This is a genomic window from Chloracidobacterium sp. D, from assembly GCF_018304685.1.
GTDB classification, from domain to species: domain Bacteria; phylum Acidobacteriota; class Blastocatellia; order Chloracidobacteriales; family Chloracidobacteriaceae; genus Chloracidobacterium; species Chloracidobacterium thermophilum.
The window spans coordinates 1,391,679-1,414,234 of sequence record NZ_CP072634.1 but is presented as its reverse complement, the minus strand read 5'-3'; the positions used below and the strand labels follow the sequence as shown (position 1 = coordinate 1,414,234).

Below are 22,556 nucleotides of genomic sequence, written 5' to 3'. Positions count from 1 at the left end.
TCATCCTGAAACGTTGGGAAGGATTGGATTCACCAGGCTCAGCCGGTGAAAAGCCACAATGACCAGAGCGTGCGTAATCTGCCCAGTCGTGATGAGCGTCGGGATGGTCTCCAGCGGCACGAGCCGCACCGCCAGCGACTCATTGCCGTCAAAGCGTGTCGGCCTGAGCTTGCGCGCCCCGCGCGCCACAAAGCTGTAGCATCGGTTGTTCTGAATGGCTGGGTTGGGATGGCAGTAGCCCAGTAGCTCGATGGTCTCCGCCACATAGCCGGTTTCTTCTTCGAGTTCACGGGCTGCCGCTGCCGCAGGCGTCTCATCGGTGGCATCCACCATCCCGCCCGGAATTTCAAGTGTCACCTGATGAATTCCGTGGCGGTACTGCTCCACCAGCACCACTTCACCGTCCGGCGTCACGGGAATCACATTGACCCAGTCCGGAGTGTGAATGACATAGAAATCCCGCGCCGCCGCCTCATTGCCGTCCGCTTCCGGCGGACAGGCCCGCTCGCGGTAAAGCGTAAATACTTTGGCATCCGCCAGCGGTTCCGGGGGCAGCTTGTGCCACGGGCGAATGTTCATCGTTCAGATTGGTTCGCCGTCTGGTTTGCTGTCGCCGCCAGGGCCCGTGAGCCGTCCTGCCGCGTACGAAAGGCCAGTGACACTTCGACAATCATCGTCACCTCATGACCTTCAGCCCGCAGGTTATGCAACTCCGACCGAACCCGGGGGGACTCCCACACCACTTCGCGCAGAATATGGCTCAGACGATTCGTTGCCTCTTGCAAATACGAATTGTCGCGTTTCATCACCCCACCTCCGGCTCAACAAGGAATTCCTCAAACCCGAACAAGAGGCAACCTGCCAGTCGCAATCGCCTGCCATTATGGCCTCTGCCCCAAGTTTTCAAAATGCAGTGAAAAAGCGAACGCATCGTATGCAAAGAACCACAGCCAAGTCAATTTTGGCCGGGCTTGGTGAGGGAATTTCACAGTTGTTCCGGCACACCACGCCGTCACAACCCGAACCGTCACACCTGGAGCCGTCCTCTACTGGGTTGGCGCATAGTAGCCGCTCCGCGCGCGTACCGTGACACCCGGCCGCTTGACGCGCACCTCGATGCGGCGAAACCGGCCATCCCGCGCGTCATTTGAGGAGTAATAGCTCAGTACATACTGCGCCCGCAGCTCGGCTTCAAGCTGGGCAAAGCCCGTCGTCAACTCAGAGAGACTCGTCACCATAAAGACCCGCCCGCCCGTCTGCCGGCACAGAAGGTCGAAGTCATTGTCCGGCGGCGGAAGAAAGTCGTCATATTCCGTCCGAATGATGGGACAGATGCCGAAGATGATGGCGTCCGTCCGGTTGACTTCCTCCAGCGCCCGCTCGCGCGTCACCCGGCTGACCGTGTTCTGTCCGTCAGAGACCACGACGATCACCCGCCGTCCGGGTTCACGCTCCAGGCGGCGCGCTGCAATGAAAATCGCATCGTACAGCGCCGTTGCCCCCCGCGCCTCCAACCCCCGCACGGCCGTTTCCAGCGCACTCAGGCTGGAGGTCAGGTCCTGACGCAGATAGACATCGTGATTGAAAGCATAAAACGCCGCCCGGTCCTGGGGGCGCAGCACGCGCCGGAAAAAATCCAGCGCCGCCTCCTGCTCAAACTTCAACCGGTTGCGGACGCTGGCGCTGATGTCGAGCAACAGTGCCAGGCGCAGCGGCTGCTCCTCCTGCCGTCCCACCCGGCTGATGATCTGCAACTTGCCATCCTCATAAATCTCGAAGTCGGTATCGCTCAGATTCTGCACCGGCAGACCGGTCGTGCTGTTGACCGAGGTCAGCACCGTCACATAGTCCGCCCGGATGACGACATCGGCCGCCGTCTCACCGGTGCGTCCCGGCAGGGTATCGGCCGGCACGGGCACCACCTGGGCGGCAACTGACAGACTACTGACCACCAACAGCCAGACCGCGCTCCACCACCACGCCTGCCACGTTCGCTTCATGCTGCTTCACCGGCCAGGGAGGACGGCCGTCCGGCATCCATCGCCCTGAGCCACCCCTCAAAGGCCTCCAGCGCCAACGCAATCTGCCGCGCCCGCCGCTCCGGCCGCCGCCGATACACCCTGGCTTCGTCCTCCGCCAGCGGCGGCAGCAGGGCAAAGGTGATGTTGACCGGTTGGTAATCGTTGTTTTCGCAGTGGGCCACGTAGTTGAGCAGACTCCCGATGGCCGATGCCCGTGGAACAGGCAGCAGCGGCTTTCCCTGCACCAGCGCCGCCGCCCACCGACCCGCCACCAGCCCCGTCGCCAGCGATTCCACGTACCCTTCGACGCCCGAAATCTGCCCGGCAAAAAACAGCCGTGGCTCGTGTTTGACCTGAAGTGTCGGCGTCAGCAGTTTCGGGCCGTTCACGTAAGTGTTGCGGTGAACCTGGCCAAATTTCAGAAACTCCGCCTGTTCCAGCCCCGGAATCATCCGCAGCAGGGCCTTTTGCGCCCCCCACTTCACCGAGTTCTGAAAGCCCACCAGACTGTAACTGTCGGCCATGAGGTTTTCCTGGCGCAGTTGCACCACGGCGTACGGCTCCCTGCCGGTACGCGGATCGCGCAGGCCCACCGGCTTCATCGGCCCGAACCGCAGGGTGTCCCGCCCCCGACGTACGGCCACGTCAATCGGCAGGCAGGCCTCAAAATACTGCGCCTTGTCGGCCTCAAATGCCTTGGGTGCAACGCACTCGGCTGCCAGCAGGGCATCCACGAAAGCCTCGTACTGCTCCTTGTTCAGCGGACAGTTCAGGTAGTCATCCCCGCCTTTCCCGTAGCGGGCCGCACGAAACACCACTTCGTAGTTGATGGTTTCGGCATCCACCACCGGCGCAATGGCGTCGTAGAAGTACAACCGTTCCGCCCCGGCCAGAGTTTGAATCTCAGCCGCCAGGGCGTCTGAGGTCAGCGGCCCCGTGGCAATGATGACCACACCTTCCGGCGGAATCCGCGTGACTTCCTCCCGGATGACCGTAATCCGGGGATGTGCGGCAATCCGCGCTGTGACCTCAGCCGCAAACCGTTCCCGGTCAATGGCCAGCGCCGCCCCAGCCGGCACGCGCGTCGCCTCGGCAATGGCGATGAGCAAAGAACGCGCCCGCCGCAGTTCTTCCTTGAGCAGGTGCGGCGCGGTGTTGACTTCATCCGACTTGAACGAGTTGCTGCAGACAATCTCCGCCAGGCGGTCCGTCGTGTGCGCCGGTGTCTGCCTGACCGGCCGCATTTCATAAAGCCGCACCGGCACGCCCTGTTCCGCGCACTGCCAGGCAGCTTCACATCCGGCCAACCCGCCACCAATCACCGTCACCACGTTGTTCTGCATTGTCCCCCCGTTCAGCGCCGGTATTTCCCAAACCACGCCTGCAGGTAAAGCTGCTGGGCCAGTTGATGTGACGGCCGCCGAAAGCCGTGGAATTCGTCAGGAACCCGCACCAGCAGCGTCGGTTTCCCCAGCATTTTCAGCGCCCGGTAGTATTCCTCGGTCTGCCCGATGGGCGTCCGCAAATCGGCTTCGCCGGTCAGCAGCATTGTGGGCGTCGTCACTCTGGCGACGTAGCTCAGCGGCGACCGGACGGCAAACGCCTGCGGGTCTTCCCACGGGTACTTCTCAAACTGGTCATACCACGTCACCGGAGCATCGGTCGTTCCCACAAAGGAATGCCAGTTGATCACCGGACGCATGGCGGCGGCGGCGGCAAACCGGTCGGTGTGCCCGACAATCCACGCCGTCAGCACTCCGCCCCCGGAGCCGCCGCAGACAAACATGTTGCGTCCGTCAATGAAGCCCCTGGCCAAAGCCGCATCCACCCCGGCCATGAGATCGTCGTAGTCCTTCCCCGGATAGGCATACTGAATGCCGTTGACAAATGCCTGCCCATAGCCGGTCGAACCACGCGGGTTGGTGTAGAGCACGGCATAGCCTTCGGCGGCAAAGTTCTGAAACGCCCAGTTGAAGGCCACCGAGTACATGGACCACGGCCCGCCGTGAATCCACAGCACCATGGGATATTTCTTCGCCGGATCGAAGTCCGCCGGTTTGATGAGCCAGCCCTGAATCTCCAGCCCGTCGGATGACCTGAAGCGCAGTTCCTCGGCCTCGCCCAGCACCAGGCCGGCGAGCACGTCCGCATTGACATCCACCAGCACCTGCACTTCGCCGGGCCGGGACACCGGAAACGTCACCAGGTTTCCCGGCTCCCGGAAGCTCGACCGGATGGCCGCCACCTGCCCGTTATCTGCCAGCGAAAAACTGCTCAGGACGTGCGTCCCCTCGGTGATCCGGCGGGCTTTTCCGTTCACCGGAGCAAAGTAAAGCTGTGCCGTGCCGCGCTCCTCCACGAGGAAATACACCCCGCTGCCATCCCGCGCCCACGTGACCTGCGTCGGGGAACTGGGCAGATCGCCCGCCCACAGCCGGGACTCGCTGCCATCGGCGTTCATCAGGTAGAGGCTGGAAATGTGATAGGTCAGCTTCTGGTGGTCATACCCCACGTAGGCAATGCGTTTGCCATCCGGGGAAACCTTCGGCTGGGCGTCGCGTCCACGCCGGTCGGTCAGCGGCCGGATTTCCTGGGTGGCCAGGTTGATGACATAGATTTCACTGTCACCCCGGGCAAACTCCCAGTCATCCCGCCGGATGGCGGACACATACACCTGCCGGCCATCGGGCGACCACTCCGGGTCATCGTAGCTGTACTTCCCGTCCGTGATGCGCTGTGGCGTCCCACCCAGCCGCGCATCCAGCACAAACACCTGCCGTTTGGCACGGGGAATCTGTCCCTGCCCATCCACGGCCCACACCATGCGGTCAATGACCAGGGCGGGCTTGGCCCACTGCGCCCCCTTGGGCGCTTCCGGCAGCTTGATGGGCAGGGGGGAATCGGTATCGGGAACAAGCATCGAAAACAGCAGTTGTTTTCCATCCGGCGACCACCGCAGATCGGATGGCTCCTGCTCGACGCGGGTCAGTTGCACGAGATCGCCGGTTTCGGGCGTCAGGACGTGAATCTGTGCACTCCCGTCCCGTTCCGCCACAAAGGCCAACCGCTTGCTGTCCGGCGCCCACACCGGCTGACGGGCGCTGTAGGTCTGTCCGGTCAGCTCGCGGGCGCGTGAGCCATCGCGCTCCACAATCCACAGGGTGGAACGGTAGCGGTCGGTCATCTTGTCCACAAAAGTACGGGTAAACACAATCTGCCGCCCGTCCGGGGAAATGGCCGGATTTGTCACCGACTCCATTTCCATGAACGTCCCTTTGTCGAGCCGGCGGGGGGTCGTGGCCGGCGCTTCCTGGGCCGGTGCCAGACCTGACAGGCTGAAGGTTAAGCTCAGAACCAGGAAAACGGTGAGAAACGGCTTCGGGGTGAACATGAATCGTTTTCTGCGTGATTGCCCTTTGAAGAAAGTAAGGCCGGGCGACCGCCGGCAACGTACTGCTGCCGGACGCGCCAGGCAAATACAGTAAAGATACTCCAGCCGGATGACGTATCGCTACCACCGGCGTCCCGGCCGCAGGTGTCGGCACTGGCCCGGCTTCTGGTTCCACTTTCCCACACCTGCCAACCGTCCCGGTGGCAACGGGCCGCCCCCGTGACGAAACGCCAGAGGTGCGGCCCGGTTCCTGCCTGTCAGAAGAACAGCTTGAGGGCAAACTGAATCTGCCGGGGATCACGGGCGCGCGTCACCCGCCCGAAATTTTCCCCTTCCGTGATGTTGCCACGCGGATTCAGAAACTGGGTCTGGTTGAAGACGTTGTAGAACTCACCGCGAAACTCGACGCGCAGCCGTTCATTGATAGGGATGTTCTTGCGCAGGGTGACATCGTAGTTGTGGATGCTCGGACCACAACAGATGGTTCGTGGCGCATTCCCAATCGTCCCCAGTTCCTGGGGCGCGAAAGCGGCTGGATCAAAAAAGTAGAGGTTGTTGCGCCGGGGGTCGAAGGTCCGAAACCGCCCCACCAGGTCCGGCTGTCCCGGCAGCTCGAAGTCAAAGCTGTTCATCAGCTCCAGGTCATCCGACGAGGTGATGCGAATCGGAAAACCCGTCTGATAGACGGCAATGCCGCTTACGGCCCAGTTGTTGAGGATACCGCCGAGCCAGCGCCGGCCAGTCACCTTGGGCAACCGGTAGTCGAACGTCACCACCAGGCGATGACGGGCGTCAAACAGGGACAGTGAACGACTCAGCCGCGGATTGATGGGGTTGACGATGTTCTCGAAGCTCGAAGCATTGTCAATGGACTTGCTCCACGTGTAGGCCGCCTGAATCTGAATGCCTTTTTCCTCGAAGCGTTTGTCCACCAGCACCTGTAGCGAATGGTAGTTCGAGTTGCCGGCCGTCTGCCGCTCAAACAGGCTGGCAAAGACCGGCACACCATCGGGCGGGCAACCCTCACCGGTCAGGGGATTGCAGAAAGGCGAGGAAAATGGCCGCAACCCTACCAGCCGGATGGCCGGATTGTTCGGCCCGGTCACGGTACGCTGGGGCCCGTAGGGCAGATGCAGGGTCACACCCGCCGGAATGGCCCCAGCCGGCACGAAGTATTCGTTGTCAGCTCCGAACGGTCCGCACGTGCCGGGACCCAGAATCCGGTTCAGGTCGAGACAGGTCTGGGGATTGCCAAAGTTGATGTCCCGCGTCAGCAACAGCCGGTGGCCCTGGGTGCCCACATAGCCAACCTGCACCAACAGGTCATCCCGGAGCTTGCGCTGGAGCGTCAGGCTGTACTGCACGGAGTACTGCGGACGAAGTTCCGCCGGCAACTGTCCATACAACAGGATGGGACGGAAAACGGAGTAGTCCACCGGATCGCCCCGCCGTGGATTGAGAATCCCATTGGAGGGGTTCGGCACAATGGTTCCGTCCTGGCGCAGAAAAGGCGTACTGAGAAACGTGTTGGTGATGTTTGAGCTGATGCCAAAGGGTGGCTGGGGCACGAGCTGGGCCAGGATAAGCCCCTCGATGGGCCCGTTGTAAAACATCCCCCAGCCGGCCCGTACACTGCTGTTGCCGGGGCCGCCGGTCAGCTTCGCCAGCCAGCCGCTCTGCCAGGGCGGACTCCAGGCCAGCCCAAGGCGCGGCGCAAAAGCCCGGTAGTAGGTTCGGAACAGCCCATCCGGTACGCCCTCGTCGCCCGGAATCCCCAGACCCAAGGGAAAAACGGCGCGGGCGAGGCCTGTCGGGCTACAGTCCTGGGACCCAAAAACACCGACGAGCGGATTGTCGGGATCAAGCCGGCAGGGAAACTGCGTACTGGCCAGGCCGGCCCGAAAGGACTGCACCCGGCGGAAGCGGTCCGCCGCCGGGGTGTTCAGTTCCCAGCGCAGGCCGTAGTTGAGCGTGACGTTTGGCGTGATCTTCCAACTGTCCTGGGCAAAGAGATAGACCGCGTTGCTGTAGAAGTGCGAAGTCTGCGCACCGGTCTGGTAGTACGAATCCACCAGGCCCAGCAGGTAGTTGGGCACCAGATTCGTGTACCCGATGTTGTTCGGCCCGCCTCCAAAAAAGCTGAACTGACCGTTGAGCGCGCCGAAGTTGGTCATCAGGTAACGCTGCTGCCGCACGTCCACCCCGAACTTGGCCGTGTGGCTGCCCCAGATACGGGTCAGGTTGTTGGTGAGCTGGTAGGTATTGACGACCTGCGGGATTTCCCCCTGGTAGTTGTTGCCAATCGAGAAACCGCCTTCGAGACCAATCCACGGCACGCCCTCATGCGGCGTCCCGACGCCGACGATAATCCCCAGCCGGGGGTTGTTCGGGTCGGAGAAGCACAGTTCCGGGGGCACATCACGGCACGAAGCATTCACAAGGTTGGAACGTTCGGGACTGTTGAGCCGAAACAGGTTCTGACGGAAGTACACTGCCCGCGCCTCATTGATGGTGTTCGTGCCTGTCCAGGTATGGGAGAGGTTGATCTGGGCAATCCGGGCATTGCTGACGTTGCCAAAGCCGGGCAGGTTGGCGCCGGAATCAGCCACCCGCGCAAACGGCTCCAGCGCAAAGCTGTCCGAGTAAAACACGAAGGCGCTCAGTTGCTGCCGGTCTGTCAGACGGTGGTCAAGACGCAAAAGCCCCTGGTCTCCACGGCGGCGGGCCACCGGATTGGCCTGAAAAAAGCCATCACCCAGGTTTGGGAGCGGCACGAACTGCTGGAGCAAATCATTGGCCGTCCGGTCAAAACATGCGCTGGGAATACGGTTACCGGGAAAAATATCGGCATAGGCCGCGCCGGCCGTGATGGGCGCGCCTCCGGCCGCAGCCACAGCGGCGGCGCAGCCGGGACGCGCATTGAGCACGGCAGCGACGGTCGCATCAGCAATAAAGCCGGTAAAGATCGGCCCGGCGCTGAAGTCCCCCAACCGTTCGGCCGCCGTCGGCACGGGCACCACATCCGACGGGATGCCCTGGCGGATGCGTCGCCCCTCGTAGGAAGTGAAAAAGTACGTCCTGCCACGCTGGATGGGCCCGCCGAACGTGCCGCCAAAAATATGCTGGTTATAGGCGGGCTTTTCCAGATTGAAAAAGTTGCGCGCATTGAGCGCACGGTTTCGGAAAAACTCAAAGACATTGCCACGGAATTGATCACTCCCGGACTTCGTGACAACGTTGATAACCGAACCGGAGTTGCGGCCGTACTCGGCATCGAAATTGTTTGTCAGGACACGAAATTCCTCAATGGCGTCTGGTGAAGGCTGAATAGCCGGCAGATTGACATAGAGATCATTGGCTTCACCACCATTGACACTGAAATTGTTTGACCTTCCACGTCCACCATTGACGGACACAACACCAGCCTGGTCACTCCCGGTAAAAAGGTCTGATCCAAGCTGTGACTGAACCCCTGGCTGAAGCTGTAGAAATTGATAGGTATCGCGGGTATTCAGCGGCAGGTTGACGACAGCGCGGCTATTGACCGAAGCGCCAAGCTGCGTGCTTTCGGTTTCAATCAAGGGTGTCCCACTGGCCTTGACCTGGACAACTTCACTGGTTTCCCCAATCTCCAGCTTGACCGTGACACTGTTGACACGCCCCAGGCTGACTTCCAGATTCGTCTGCTCGTACTGCTTGAACCCTTCGGCAGTGACCACCAGCCGGTAGGTTCCAATCGGGAGTGACGGCAGCTCGAATGTTCCATCCTCACTTGAAGTCGTGACGCGCGTGATTTGTGTTCCCTGAAGCGTCACGGTGACTTTCGCCCCGGCCACCCGGGCATTGCTGGGGTCCCTGATGACGCCACTGATCGTACCGGTTGTTTGTGCCCAGCCCAATGCTGTCAGCCAGCCCATAAAGCCGACGACAAAGCCCCAGAAGATGCCGTTTTTCTTCATGGTTTCCTCCCATACAGAAACGGTTTCGGGCAGAAAGCTTTACCAAACTGTTTGTTTTTGTCTTTTGATGCTAAAGCTGTTTTTTTGACAGAACAGGGCAAACCGGGCAGAGCATGATCTTTCAGCCCGGTTGGGCTTTTCACGGAATGAGTTTCAGGCAATTTCAGAGAGAAATTTCAAAGACCGGTTTCAGCCTGTGCCCTCCGTTCGGCCAATAACTGCACAAGCCTTCATCATGAAACCGGATGAAGGAAAAAGCTATTATACGTTGGTATAAGTTTGGTTTCTCACCCTTGCGCTTTCAGGCCGACGAGGAACCGGAAAGCCCCAGTCGTTCCGCCGCCCGCACCAATTCCGGGAGAGAGGCCACCTGCATTTTGCGCATCACATGTCCACGATGGACCTTGACGGTGATTTCACTTGTCCCAAGCTCAGCCGCAATCTGCTTGTTGAGCCAGCCGGCCACGACCAACGCCATGACCTCACGTTCGCGGGCGGTCAGCGTGGCATAGCGTTGCCGCAGGGCAGCCAGTTCGGCGCGCTGGGCGCAACACTGGCGATGATACGCAATGGCCTGCTCGATGGCCTGAAGCAACTCCTGCTCCTGAAACGGCTTGGTCAGGAACTCAAAGGCCCCAGCCTTCATGGCCCGCACCGACATGGGAATGTCTCCGTGACCGGTGATGAAAATGATCGGCAGGTCCACCCCAGCCGCCGTCAGGCGGGACTGCAAATCCAGCCCACTCAACCCCGGCAGGCGCACATCAAGCACCAGACAACCCGGCGTGTCGTCAGCCCGCACGGCACGCAGAAACGCCTCGGCTGAAGCAAAGGACGCTACCTGGTAGCCGACCGAGCGCAGCCAGTTCTCCAGCGACTGGCGCACCGAAACATCATCCTCAACCACGTACACAATTGGCGAATCCATCACCCCGCATGGCCCTCGGTCAGCAACGTAAACTGAAACTTTGCGCCAAAGCCATCGCCGGCAACGCACCACAGGCGGCCGCCATGGTTTTCGATGATGGAACGACTGATCGCCAATCCCAACCCCATGCCGTCGGGTTTCGTCGTGTAAAACGCATCGAAGATGTCGGCTTCGTGGGCTTCCCCCAAACCAACACCGTTGTCTTCCACCGTCACCAGCACCTGACCGTCGCCATAGGGTTCTGCGGACAGACGGATTTCCCGCCGGCGCTCAGTCACCGGAAGCAGCGCCTCCACCGCATTGACCAACAGGTTGAGCACAACCTGCTGACACTGCACCCGGTCACCAAAAACGGCCGGGAGGTCTGAAGCCAAACGGGTGTGGATGGTGATGCCCTTCCTGACGAGATCGTTCCGAATGAGGGACAAGACTTCAACCAGCGCTGCCCCCAGGTCAAACGTGGCCTTTTTCAACTCGGTCCGGCTCAGCATGGCGCGAATCCGTGCAATGATCTCGGCGGCGCGATTGCCATCCCGAATGATGGCCGTCACCGTCGTCCAGGCTTCCGGGAGGTTGGGCGGCGTCGCTCCCAGCCACCGCAGACAGGCATTCCCGTTGGTGACAATCGCCGCAAGCGGCTGGTTGATTTCGTGGGCAATCGAGGCCGCCAGTTCGCCCAGCAGCGTCCGGCGGGCCACCAGAGCCAGTTCGGATTCGACTCTGGCAAGGGTCTCTTCCGCCTGACGCCAGTCCTCAATGTCCGTCCCAAGCCCGTACCACTTGACGACCTGCCCCGGTTCGCCGGCCGGAACGACGTGCAGCCGCAGCCGCCGGTACACCCCGTCGGCGCGGCGCACCCGGACTTCCGTTTCAAAGGCCCGGCCACGCTCCCGCGCCTGCTGCCACTGTTCCGCCAGGGCATCGGCTTCTGCCGGATGTACCGGCAGGTTGCGCCGCAAATCCGTCACCGGCGCGGAAGACGCCCCCAGAAAATCACGCCAACGCTGGTTGAGAAACTCCACCGAACCATTCGGCGACTCGCTCCAGACCAACCCCGGTATGGTGTCCATCACCAGCCGGAGCTGGTCCTGAAGCGACTGAATCTCCTGAAACGACTGGCGGTTTTTCGCGGCCAGGCGGTTGATGGTAAATGCTGTCGTCAGAAACACGATGGGTGCGACGACATCCAGCGGCTGGTTCATCGCCGGACGAAACAGGGGCGCGGTGAAAAACGAATCCAGTCCAATGTACGCCAGCAGGGCGGTCACCGCCGATGGAGCGGCGCCGGTTCGGAGCGCCACCAGAACAATGACGATGAGATACAGCAGCGCGGCCGTCGTCGAATGGACCTTCAGGTAAAAACCTGCTGCGGTCAGAGCGCACACACTCATCCCGCCGACGGCATAGGGTGCCAGGCGGCGCAACCACGGTCCCAGGCGTACGTTGTGCTTTCGTGTCACGTCGGGCTACGACTCCACTCTTTCGTTCACACTATTCTGGCTGCCGTTGGGGACGCACCGGGGATTGAAAAACCAATGCCCCCCACACCGGCCACCAGGCGGCACGACGCCCCCCGGCGACAAAGCACCACGGAACAAAGGGCTGCCCGTTCCCTGAATGCGGTCAGTCAATCTCGAAGCCGGAGGTCTCAAACTTCAGGGCGCGACTGTTTTCCATCACCGTCCGCACCGTATGCTCGGTGGCCCCATTCGGCAGGCGGACCTCGATTTCCAGCGTAACCACCACCTCGGCGCCGGGTTGCCCGGCCAGATGCACGATGACTTCCTCGGCAATGCGGCCGGCATCGCGGCCCACGCGGGTCGGATCAAGGCGTACGGTGCCATGGTAGCGCCGTGGCAAGGGGCGTGGCGGCGGGAGCGTCCCCCCGGCCTGGTTGCCGGCATCGCCGTTGCCTCCGGTATCCGCCCTGGAAGGGGCAATTTCAGCCCCCTTCCCCCCGGTGACCGGCAGTTGGGGCGAAATTTCGGCCGCCCGCTGCTGTTGGGCCACATCCGCCCTGACGACCAGACCAGGGTCTTCGGGTGTGAGTTGAACCGGCTGCCCGCCGCGCAGCCCCCGATACCGGCCCGTGGTCTCATCCCAGCCTTCGGCGTAGGCGTAGGTCTCAACTTCCCAACTGAGCAGCGCCACGCCGTCGCTGATGGCCCGGATGAGTACCTCCGGCCCGATGAGCCGGGGCAGGTAGGGATAACTGGCAAAGTCTTCCACAAGCTGGCGCACCGGGACGTGGTTGCCCCGCCACAGCGGTATCTCATCCAGATGCTTGCGCAGGATGGTGGCGCCGAGCTTCCCCAGAAGCCGGTCTTCGCTTTTGAGTTTTTTACTGGCGCGCACGGCCAGCGGCTCAGAGCCGGCCAGCCGCAGCGCCTGCCACGTCACCGCCGCCTGCGGCGTCGGCTGCTCCGGTACCAGAACCCACTGGTAAGTCTCCGGCAGACGGGCGTTCACCGTCACATCCGCCGTCTGGAGTCGGGTTTCCGCCTGCCGTACCTGGTGGGGATCGAGATTCAACGCCTCTTTCTCATCCAGAATTGAGCGCCAGGCGAGGAAGCCGCGTACGGCATCCTCCAGGTCCGGCAGGCGCACCTTGTCGGCCGCCAGGAAGACCAGGGTGTTGCGGTAGCGCCGGGGTGCCTGGCCACGAGACTCGAACATCGCCTGGGCGGCACTCACGGCCGCGTTGTCGCCTTCCCTGCTGTAGGCGTGTTCCGGCGGCAGGATGACCAGCCGCGCCTCGCGTTCGTCCGGTATGTCCGCGCTGGTGCGTGGCACCGGGTGCACCCGTGCGAAATCGCCGGTCTGTCTGACGTTGGCGCGGAGACGGGCTTCGAGTTCAACGGCCACCCGGTCGGGGTCACGTTTGAGCTGTTCCGCCCGCTCCTCCGCGAGCTTGGTCACGGTGGGCTGGGTGGCGTACCAGAAGCGCGTCCCGTCCTGATAGAGGTAGGTGGCTGCGGTCCCCAGCCGCCGGAGCGCATCTCCAAAGACCGCCGGTGACTCCCCCGGCATCACACAGCCGAGCTTCACCCGGCGCTCCTCAAGCCCCCGGTGCGCCGCCGCCGGAGTGGGCGCCGAACCCAGATAAATGGTGCGGGCCACCCGCCGGGTGGCCGAAATCCGGCCCAGGTTGGGCAGCTCGCCGTCAATCTTCAGCGGCAGGGCACCCGGCCCATCCACGTCCTTCCCGATAATCGGTGTCCAGTTGTCCGCCAGGTAGCGCGTCAGCTCAAACTGTACCCGTGGGTCATCCACCGGAATGGTGGACGGCAGAATCAGCGGGCTGCGGTCCCCCTGTTCCCACAGGCTGTGAACCACCGCCGCCATCAGGCGCAGGACACCGCGCGTGCGCTGGAATCTGACCAGCGTGGACCAGTCTTCATAGAGGCGGTCAAAGACCTCCGGGTGAATGGGATAGGCCGCCTGGATGCGCTGTTCGTACCCGATGGCTTTGCATTCGGGGGGAAATTCGGACGGGTGCGCGCGGTACAGTTCGGCGAACGCGCGGGCCGTGAGGTCGCGCTGGGTGAAGGCTTCCGCGCCCGCCAGCGGTTCAAACAGCCGGCGGCGCACAATCTCGAAGCCCTCTTCGGCACTGGCGGGCCGCCATGCCGACTCCACCCGCCCCACCACGTTGCGCAGCCGGTCAAGGGCCTCGCGCCCCCGCAGACCGCCCACCTCCACATCGTCCGCCTGCGTGTCGGAAGCCGGCAGCGAGATGACCAGCAGGCAGTTGCCGGCCAGTTTGGCCGCTTCCGTGAGCGCCTGGGCAAAGGTGAACTGGGTCTCAAAGCTGCCGCCCGGCAGGTCGGCGGCGTCGTGCAGCTGGCGGGCATAGGCCACCCACTCGTCAATCAGAATCAGGCACGGACCATAGTCCCGGAACAGCTCGCGCAGGCGGTCGCCGGGGTTGGTCGCCCGCTCATCGTCCGCCGCAATGTGCGCGTAGGCTTCCGGTCCGCCCAGTTGCCAGGCCAGCTCGCCCCACAGCGTGCGCACCAGCGTGCCATCGGGCTTGCGCGCGGGATTGCCGGGCGAAATTTTGTTGCCCACCAGCACCACCCGGCGCGCTTTGGGCAACTCTGTCACACCGGCGTGGGCCATCAGTTCCTCCACCCCCGCCAGTCTGGCCGGAGCCACTCCACTGAACAGGTGATAGAGCGCCAGCATGGAGTGGGTTTTGCCGCCGCCAAAGTTGGTCTGGAGCTGCACCACCGGATCGCCACCCGTACCAGACAGACGCTGGACGGCACCCACCAGCAGCCGCTTGAGACTCGCGGTGAGAAAGGTGCGGCGAAAGAACTCGGCGGGATTCTGGTACTCGTCACTGCCCTCGCCCAGGTGAACCTGCCACAGATCGGCGGCAAACTCGGCCTGCTGGTAGCGACCACTGGCCACGTCGGGGTGGGGCGCGACCACCTCGCGCCAGGGCTTGAGCCGGCTGCCGTCGGCGGAAACCTCGATCAACGAGCCTCCGGCCTTGCGTTTCTCGTGGCGTACCTGCTCGTCGAAAACCAGGCGGCGCAGCTCCATCTTGAGCCGGTTGACCTCGTCGGACTGCGAAGCTGAAACGGCTGTCAGCAGCCGCTCCATCGAGTCGAGCGCGCGGTCGGCATCGTCGCTGGAAAACGGTCTCTGGTGCGCCCACCGGTTGCGCCAATCGCGCAGCTCGCTGACCAGCGAACGTTCGGCGAAGCCCAGGGTCTTGCGGAACACGTCGTTCCAGGTTTCCCACATCAGCTTGAGCAGACCCGCCGCGTCCCACTCAGCGATGGGCTTGTTCTTGAGCGACGGGTCATCGGCGAAGCGACGCGCCGTCTCCATGTTCACCGCGCCCGCCCGCACCGCCTCCTGCACTTCGCGCTCAACGTAGGGCGCCAGCCCTTCACGCAGCAGTTCCAGTCCCTTCCCCACCCGTTCCTGATTGGTCATCGCCAGCCTCAAGCCTCCGTATGCTCAAAAAGCGTCTCCTGAGCCGGGCGTGTCGTGCGGCTTTCGGCCGCCAGCCGCGCTATCTCCGGCCAACTCTGCACCAGCGCATTGTACGAAAGTCCTTCCGCCGCCCGCTTCCGGCGCTCGCACACGGTATAGAGCCGGTAGGCCAGCTCGCGCGCAATCTCGGCCCGGGCGCCGAGTCTGGCCACCAGTCCGGCCGCGCCAGGCTCGCCCTCCCGCTCCAGCACCCGGATCAGGTGATGCACGATCTCCCAGTCGGTCAGGCGCGGGTCCGTGGCCGGGTCCCAGTCGGCCGGCAGTTCTTCGGGCTTCAGAAGCCGCACCCTGCCGCGCCGCGAGGCAAGGATACCGGCTTCAACCATGCCGTCCACGCTGGTGTTTTTGGCTTTGGAGAGCGTCTCGGCCACACCGAACTCTCTCTCGTCAAAGCCGTACTGTTCAAACCACGCCACCGCCCAGCGCGTATCGGCATCGAAGTCGCCTTCCTGCGCGGTCAGCACCTCGTCGAGGGTCTGGTTGATGAGCGCCAGCGCCTCGCGGACCGGGACGGGCTGCCCCTCGGCGTCGAGCACGCGCGCGTACCGCGTGAAGACCGCCATGCCCGGCCCGATGGCGGCCTGCGCCAGGTCCACCGGGGCAATGTTGGCCTTTTGCAGCTCGGCCAGCGCCGGCGGCAGCTCGTCCTTGAGGGCCTGGACGAACTCGCGGCGCGTGGCCGTGGGAGCATGTTTCGGGCGCGGGCGGCAGACGAGCACAATGCTGGAAGCAAGGGCGTTGGTGCCCATACCCACCATGCGGTTACCAAGCTCCGTGCGCATGGGCCAGGTGCCGGTGATGGCAAAGCCAGCGTGGATCACGGCGTCGAGAAAGGTCTCCCAGCCGGTACTGGCCACCCCTGGGAGGGCGGGCGTCCCGCCCGCCACAAAACGCGGGCGGGACGCCCGCGTTCCCAGGGTTTCAGCCTGCTTGAAGGCGTAGTAGATGGTGACCGGAAAGGCCGGGTGCGCCTGCGCGGCCAGGCGGTGCATGGCCTGCGTCATGCCGTCCAGGAAGAACTGCTCGGCCTTTTCCTTGCTGCCGTGGCGGTAGGGCGTGGCGACCAGTTCCTCGGCCTTGGGCGTGCTGAGCGTGGCGAAGAGGTCGGGAAAGACGGGCTTGAGCGTGCGGCGCAGCCAGACGTAGAAAAAGTCCGAAAGGTCGGCGTAGCCGATGTTGTCGTAGTAGGGCGGGTCAGTGGAGACGATTTTGTCGGCGCTGACAGATTGCGACTGCGCGTCGTCCTGAGCTGCTGCCCCACCCGCACGTGCTGGCGCTGCCTCTAGAGCCTTCCAAGTCCAGTCCACCATTGCCATCCAGTTACCCGATGAATCACATAATGGGTTTGCCTCGGCAAAATCCCACACCATCGGAATCGCCTGACGTCCGAAGGTGTTACGCATCTTCTCGCCTGAACTGTGCCAGCTACAAATGCTGGACCAGTAATCGGCGCACTTATCCACCGCAAACGCCAGATACACCCCCACCGCCTCCGCATACGCCGTCGCGCCGGTGCCGCCGTCGCGCAAGGGGATCGCATCCTGGGAGCGCGGGCGTCCCGCCCGCGAGTCATGGCGGGCGGGACGCCCGCCCTCCCAGGCGCTGCTCCACCGCCACGCCGAAGGCTCCGGGCACAATCCAGCCTTGACGGGGTTGTTCCCGATGTACTCCACCACACGCCGGAAGTGGTTTTCGTCGCGTATGGCGCGATCAAAGTATTCCTCCATCCAAAACGGCCCCTCGCGCCCCAGCCGCCGGTTGGCCTCCTTGGCCGTAAACGATTTCCACCCGTGCAGGATGGACGACAGGCTGTTGCCGTGGAGCGGCGTCACCAGTACGTGGACGTGGTTGGGCATCACGCACCAGGCGTGCAGCGCGTAGCGCTCGCCGTCAAAGTGAAGAAGGGACTGCTCCACCAGCTCCGCAATGTGCGGATCGCGCAGCCAGCAGGCGCCGTGCCCGGCGTCGAGCGCGGCTTCAATGCGCTTGCGGCGTTCAAGTGCCTGCTCATCTTCGGGCAGGCGCGCCAGCTCGTCCTGCCAGCGGGCAAGCAGCTCGCGCGGCAGGCTGTCGTGGAGGCGAAAGGTGATGTGCTGGGGCACCTCGCCGGCCTCGAAGTGAGGGAGACGGCCGCGGGAGTGCCAGATGGTTCGCGGGCGGGACGCCCGCGCTCCCAGGTAGTCCTCGCGGCACTTTTCCATCGCTTCGGCCACCAGATCGGAAAACGTCGTCAGCGCCACAAGCTGGCGGGGGGTGAAGAGGTCGCCATAGGTTTTCATGCCATAGAGCTGAACACGAAACCCAAGGGCCTTTTCAGGTAATGGCGTCTCAGGTTTCCACGTCGGTTGCGCTGAGCGTGCAATGGCTTCGTGTTCTTCGGTAGGCGGCAGATAAACGCGCCCGTTCGGTCCTTCCGCGACGATGGCCATCAATCGCGCTCCCATACGCCCCTGCATGGCTTCGGCACGTGCGTAATCAAATCCGATTGGGGTACCAGAAAGCAGGCACAGGAAAGAGCTGCCGCTTCCGCCCATCTTGGTGCCATTCCTGGCTTTTTCCGGCGGCTTACCCACCTTGACCGTGAAGTAATACCCTGGGAGCGCGGGCGTCCCTGGGAGGGCGGGCGTCTCGCCCGCCACAAGTCGCGGGCGGGACGCCAGGATAATTGGCTCGACGTACGCCTCCTTGCCCGCCTTGCTGGAGAGGATGAAGGTGGAAACCAGCGGCACATCCACATCCGCAAAAGCCGGATTGGGGCTTTTGACCGTCCGCGCCCACAACCAGGCAATCACGGTGAGCTTTTGGCCCACGAGCGGTTGGAGGTCGGGGCGGTCCGCGGCCATCGCCGCGGTCACTTCCACCTTCGGGTACAGGTGTCCGATGCGTTTCTCCGCCTCAGCGCGCATCCACTGGCCGTAGTAGCGCACGTCCTCGGCCAGACCCTGCGCGCCCTTCCACTCGCGGGCGAAGAGTTGCTTGTCCTGGCGCGCCTCGGGGTTCACCGGCGGCTGGCCCGCAAACCGGGGCGGAATCTCGATCATGGCCTTGTTGATCAGCACGGCCACGGGGTTGAGGTCGCTGGCCCAGGCTTCGAGTCCCAGCCGCTGCGCCTCCAGCGGCAGCGCACCCCCGCCGGCAAAGGGATCGTGAAAACCTGGGAGCGCGGGCATCCTGCCCGCATTGATCGCAGCCACAATGTCGTCGTCTGAGAGGCGTGCGGCCGCTGCGCCAAGGCAGTGCCGCGCCCAACTCCGGCGGATTTCGCGCCGGGCGCTTTCGAGCACTTCCTCGTTGGTGGTGTTTTCCCACTGTACAAGCTGCTCAAGCAGGCGAAAGAGGCGCTGGCGTTCCCTCTCCTGTGCTTCCGGGGTGGGAAATTCCTCCGGCACACTGGCGGGATCATCCACCATCTGGGCAAAGATGACGGCCCGGGCCGCAGCCAGCGGACGGCGCGCCCACCACAGGTGCAGGGTGCTGGGGTGGCCGTGGCGAATGGACTTCTCACGAGCGCTGGCGGCGTTGATGGCCTCGAGCGGGAGTGCAACTTCGATCAGCTTCTTTCTCATCTTGGCTCCTCGGCCCTGGCTAGGAGGACAGCAAAGTCGTAGTTCACGCTGGTAACGCCAAAGTCGGGCTCGCGCTGGAACGGACGCCGCAGGTAGCTCACCCGGTGCCTGCCACCCTCCTGGAACTCCACCAGGGCCAGAATAAAGTCATCGGGCTTGTTGAGCGAGGTGAGAATCTCATTTCTGGTGACGGTGATTGTGGCGGCTCCACTGACCCGGCCCTTGACCTCCAGGAAGCGCAGCCGGCCGGTTTTCGGGTCGCGGCTCTCGATGTCGTAGCCCAGCCGCTCGAACTCCCGGTCGGTCGGCTCAAAACCAAGCTGCCGCTCAACGTCCATCACGATGGCGCGGGCGCGGGCGGCCACGGCCTGCGTGTCAGCCGGGGTGTCTGTCACTGTCGCTGGCTTGCCGGTCACGTGGGCGAGCAGCCCGGCCGGAATGATCACCGCCCCACCCAGCACCACCGGCGGCAGGGCTGAAATCCGGGACTCGTTCTCCAGTTCGGACAGGCGCCGCTCAAGGCGGGACTGAAGTTCGTCGGCCCGGCGGCGGGCTTCCTGCGAGTTGAGCCGGGACCCCGGCTTACCGGACTGCTCCATTAGCTTCAGCTCCTCGGCCCGGCGGTCCCAGTAGGCGATTTCCTTGGTGAGGCGATCTTTGACCGCCGTGCGGATTTTTTCGATCTGGGCCAGGCGTCGCTCGCGGACTTCACGCACATGTTCGGGAACGAGCGTGGCGATGGCATGGCTCTGGGCGTGTTGCTCAAGATCACCGGTAATCCACGCGCACTGGGGCTGCTTGAGGATGGTCAGCGCATCCGGCTCGTCGTCGCGCAGAGGACGATAGTCCAGATAGGGCGCGTAGTGCAGATGTCGGGCGCGGCCTTCGGCGTCCAGTTCAACGTAGAGCAGCCGGCGCGAGAGCGTCTGCCGCGCTCCCGAAGACAACCGGCTGGCATCCTGAATGGCGTGCTTCAGGAAAAAAAGCACCCGTGGACTCGTGGATGGGTCACGGTCATCCACCAGCACCGCGCCGCGTTTCAGAAGGTCGCCGTGTCGTTCAAGGGTGAGAGCGAGTACGGCTTCCAGCAGGGGATGTCCCGGACAGACAAAGGCGGCGAGCGGCTGGCCCGCCGGGGCCATCAGGTGCTTCTCGAAAACCACTCGCTCGTAGCGCTCCAGCACCGGGTCGCCAGCGCCCGGCTGGCGATGGCGTCGGCGCAGCAGTGCCGGTACGTGAGTAATCTCGTAGCGGCGCGGCTCGCGCTCGCGGAGGCTTCCGCCCAGACGCCGGAAAGCCTCCAGAAAAAATGACTCGACGTAGTGTGGTTGCAGGCGGCGTGCCTCAGCCCGCGCCATGTCCTCCCGCACGCGGGTCACACGGCTGATGTCCATGGTGTCGTGGGCCAGCGCCCGCTCTTCGAGCAGGTCCTGCAGATGGTCACGATTCACAGCGTGTTCAATGGCCCGGGTCAGGCGCGCCCGGACTTCGGGCTGGTCGCCGTAGCGGACGGCTTCAATCATCAACTCCCGTAGGGAGTGGCCCTCGAAGTGCAGCCTGCCCAGCACATCAAACACCTGCCCGCCCAGGGCCTGCCGCGCCTCTTCGAGCTTTTCCAGCAGCCGCCGGTACACATCCCCCTCACGGGTTTCGGCCGCAACCAGGTTCCACAGATGGCAGACCTCGGTCTGGCCGATGCGGTGGATGCGGCCGAACCGTTGCTCCAGGCGGTTGGGATTCCAGGGCAGGTCGTAATTGACCATCAGGTGCGCCCGTTGCAGATTGATCCCCTCGCCAGCGGCATCGGTGGCCAGCAGCACCCGCACCTCCGGGTCATGAAGAAAGCGCTCCTGCGCCTGACGCCGTTCCTCACGTCCCATGCCGCCGTGAATGATCGCCACCGCTTCCGGGCGCCCGAAGCGGTCGCCGATTCGGCGCTGCAGGTAGCCCAGCGTATCCCGGTGTTCGGTAAACACCACCAGCTTCTGGCGTGGCGAGGACACCGCCGGAGGAACGTATTTCCCGGCTTTCGGGAGGGCGGCTTCCGGGGAGGGCGTGGTGAAGATTTCGTCCAGCAGTTCGGACAGTTGCCGCCACTTGGTATCCGCGCCGCTTCTTCGCACCTGAGCCGCAAGAGCTTCCAGCCGTCCGAGCGCCTGGATTTCCCGCCGGAGTTCGTCCATCGTGCTGGCGGCCGTCGCCTGATCGAGAACCTCCTCCTCGGCAGCTTCAATCTCGCTCTCCGGCGCGTCCTCCAGGTCTTCGAGCTTTTCGGCGTCGAAGATAGCGCCACCGTTCATGGCCACCGCACCATCGCGACGCAACAGTTCCAGCTCGCGCAGCCGTTTTTCCAACCGCTCACGTCGCCGGCGCAGCGATTGGTAGATGGCCTCCGGGGATGAGGCCAGGCGGCGCTGGAGGATGGTCAGCGCAAAGCCCACCGTGCCCGCCCGGCGGTCATCCCGGAGCGCTTCGGCGCGGCCCCACTCCTCCCGCACATACTCCGTCACCTCCCGGTACAGGTCTGCCTCGGCATCGGAGAGTTTGTATGGAACGGTGTAAGCGATGCGCTCCGGGAACAGCGGCGCACCGTCGAAGGTGAGCAGGTTTTCCTTCACCATCCGCCGCATCAGGTCGCTGGTATCCACCCGGTGGACGCCATCGCGGAAGCGGCCCTCGAAGCGATCTTCATCCAGCAGCGCAAGGAAAAGTTGAAAGTCCTCTTCTTTGCCGTTGTGGGGCGTGGCGGTCAGCAACAGAAAATGCCGCGTCAGGCCGGAGAGCAACTGGCCAAGGCGGTAGCGTTTGGTGTACTTGATCTCACCGCCGGAGAAACTGGCGGCGAGTTTGTGGGCTTCGTCCATCACCACGAGGTCGTAGCGGTTGGTGGGCGCAGCCAGCTTTTGCTGCGCTTGTTCGTCGCGCGCGAGTTTGTCCAGTCGGGCAATGACCAGGTTTTGTTCGAGAAACCAGTTGCCGGTGCGGGCGGCTTCCAGTTTGTCGTTCGTCAGTATCTCGAACGGCAGGTGAAAGCGCCGCGCCAGTTCATCCTGCCACTGCTCCACCAGGTTTCCGGGGCAGACAATCAGGCAGCGTTCCAGATCGCCCCGGACAATCAGCTCCCGGATAAGCAGGCCTGCCATGATGGTTTTGCCGGCTCCGGGGTCGTCGGCCAGCAGAAAGCGCAACGGCTGACGCGGGAGCATGGCTTCGTAAACCGCCGTGATCTGGTGCGGCAGTGGCTCCACCAGCGAGGTATGCACGGCCAGAAGCGGATCGAAGAGGTAAGCGAGGCGGATGCGGTGCGCCTCCGCGACCAGACGGAAAGCCGCGCCGTTACCGTCAAAGCTCCACGGGCGGCCCAGCGCGACAATCTCAAGGCGCTCCTCATCCTGGCGAAAGAGCAGCTCTTCGTCCACCTGACCGCCCGCATCGCGGTACACCAGCGCCAGCGCCTCCGAGCCGTGCCACTGCACGCTGACGACAGTGACCGCCGAATAGGGCAGGATACCCCGGACACTTGCACCGGGGGTCAGTTCCTCAAGTTTCAACATCCGTGCGTCCTCTTATTTCGGGCAGGGCGTTTCTGACAGCAGGGGCATACCAAATTGGAAAAGCGATGACGCGCTGGCTACACTTCGGGCCATCCATTCAGCCCAACCATTGCAAAAGACGTTTTAT

General features: G+C 63.4%; 11 protein-coding genes. All 11 read right to left on the bottom strand.

Annotation, left to right across the window (positions count from 1 at the left end):
- The 11 genes from J8C01_RS05890 to J8C01_RS05840 all read right to left on the bottom strand — a co-directional run bounded on the left by J8C01_RS05890 (window position 1) and on the right by J8C01_RS05840 (window position 22,429).
- The gene (locus J8C01_RS05890) at window positions 1-579 is read right to left on the bottom strand and encodes an NUDIX hydrolase (RefSeq protein ID WP_211431312.1); all 579 of its coding nucleotides are present in this window, start codon (window positions 577-579) and stop codon (window positions 1-3) included.
- On the bottom strand, window positions 576-806 hold the full coding sequence (locus J8C01_RS05885) for a hypothetical protein (RefSeq protein WP_014099701.1): 231 nt from the start codon (window positions 804-806) through the stop codon (window positions 576-578). The genes J8C01_RS05890 and J8C01_RS05885 overlap by 4 nt, the downstream gene beginning before the upstream one ends.
- A 240-nt stretch (window positions 807-1,046) precedes the next feature.
- Complete coding sequence (locus tag J8C01_RS05880; RefSeq protein ID WP_211431311.1) at window positions 1,047-2,000, bottom strand: VWA domain-containing protein; 954 nt, start codon at window positions 1,998-2,000, stop codon at window positions 1,047-1,049.
- Window positions 1,997-3,364: a methylenetetrahydrofolate--tRNA-(uracil(54)-C(5))-methyltransferase (FADH(2)-oxidizing) TrmFO gene (trmFO, locus tag J8C01_RS05875; protein WP_211431310.1), complete on the bottom strand. Its 1,368-nt coding sequence runs from the start codon at window positions 3,362-3,364 to the stop codon at window positions 1,997-1,999. The genes J8C01_RS05880 and trmFO overlap by 4 nt, the downstream gene beginning before the upstream one ends.
- Before the next feature lie 11 nt (window positions 3,365-3,375).
- Window positions 3,376-5,412, bottom strand: coding sequence for a S9 family peptidase (locus J8C01_RS05870; RefSeq protein WP_211431309.1), 2,037 nt, complete (start codon window positions 5,410-5,412; stop codon window positions 3,376-3,378).
- A 257-nt stretch (window positions 5,413-5,669) separates the two neighbouring features.
- Complete coding sequence (locus J8C01_RS05865; protein WP_211431308.1) at window positions 5,670-9,371, bottom strand: TonB-dependent receptor; 3,702 nt, start codon at window positions 9,369-9,371, stop codon at window positions 5,670-5,672.
- 301 nt (window positions 9,372-9,672) lie between these two features.
- A complete protein-coding gene (locus J8C01_RS05860) occupies window positions 9,673-10,299 on the bottom strand; it encodes a response regulator transcription factor (protein WP_211431307.1) in 627 nt (208 codons plus the stop codon).
- On the bottom strand, window positions 10,299-11,759 hold the full coding sequence (locus tag J8C01_RS05855; RefSeq protein WP_211431306.1) for an ATP-binding protein: 1,461 nt from the start codon (window positions 11,757-11,759) through the stop codon (window positions 10,299-10,301). The genes J8C01_RS05860 and J8C01_RS05855 overlap by 1 nt, the downstream gene beginning before the upstream one ends.
- A gap of 163 nt (window positions 11,760-11,922) precedes the next feature.
- Window positions 11,923-15,249: a Swt1 family HEPN domain-containing protein gene (locus J8C01_RS05850; RefSeq protein ID WP_211431305.1), complete on the bottom strand. Its 3,327-nt coding sequence runs from the start codon at window positions 15,247-15,249 to the stop codon at window positions 11,923-11,925.
- 8 nt (window positions 15,250-15,257) lie between these two features.
- On the bottom strand, window positions 15,258-18,875 hold the full coding sequence (locus J8C01_RS05845) for an REP-associated tyrosine transposase (protein ID WP_211431304.1): 3,618 nt from the start codon (window positions 18,873-18,875) through the stop codon (window positions 15,258-15,260).
- Window positions 18,872-22,429, bottom strand: a complete 3,558-nt coding sequence (locus tag J8C01_RS05840) for a helicase-related protein (protein ID WP_211431303.1) — start codon at window positions 22,427-22,429, stop codon at window positions 18,872-18,874. The genes J8C01_RS05845 and J8C01_RS05840 overlap by 4 nt, the downstream gene beginning before the upstream one ends.
- Window positions 22,430-22,556 lie beyond the last annotated feature (127 nt).

Excerpts from the sequence above, each read along its gene's own strand:
- J8C01_RS05890 (WP_211431312.1), bottom strand. The coding sequence starts at position 579 with ATGAACATTCGCCCGTGGCACAAGCTGCCCCCGGAACCGCTGGCGGAT.
- J8C01_RS05885 (WP_014099701.1), bottom strand. The coding sequence starts at position 806 with ATGAAACGCGACAATTCGTATTTGCAAGAGGCAACGAATCGTCTGAGC.
- J8C01_RS05880 (WP_211431311.1), bottom strand. The coding sequence starts at position 2,000 with ATGAAGCGAACGTGGCAGGCGTGGTGGTGGAGCGCGGTCTGGCTGTTG.
- trmFO (WP_211431310.1), bottom strand. The coding sequence starts at position 3,364 with ATGCAGAACAACGTGGTGACGGTGATTGGTGGCGGGTTGGCCGGATGT.
- J8C01_RS05870 (WP_211431309.1), bottom strand. The coding sequence starts at position 5,412 with ATGTTCACCCCGAAGCCGTTTCTCACCGTTTTCCTGGTTCTGAGCTTA.
- J8C01_RS05865 (WP_211431308.1), bottom strand. The coding sequence starts at position 9,371 with ATGAAGAAAAACGGCATCTTCTGGGGCTTTGTCGTCGGCTTTATGGGC.
- J8C01_RS05860 (WP_211431307.1), bottom strand. The coding sequence starts at position 10,299 with ATGGATTCGCCAATTGTGTACGTGGTTGAGGATGATGTTTCGGTGCGC.
- J8C01_RS05850 (WP_211431305.1), bottom strand. The coding sequence starts at position 15,249 with ATGACCAATCAGGAACGGGTGGGGAAGGGACTGGAACTGCTGCGTGAA.
- J8C01_RS05845 (WP_211431304.1), bottom strand. The coding sequence starts at position 18,875 with ATGAGAAAGAAGCTGATCGAAGTTGCACTCCCGCTCGAGGCCATCAAC.
- J8C01_RS05840 (WP_211431303.1), bottom strand. The coding sequence starts at position 22,429 with ATGTTGAAACTTGAGGAACTGACCCCCGGTGCAAGTGTCCGGGGTATC.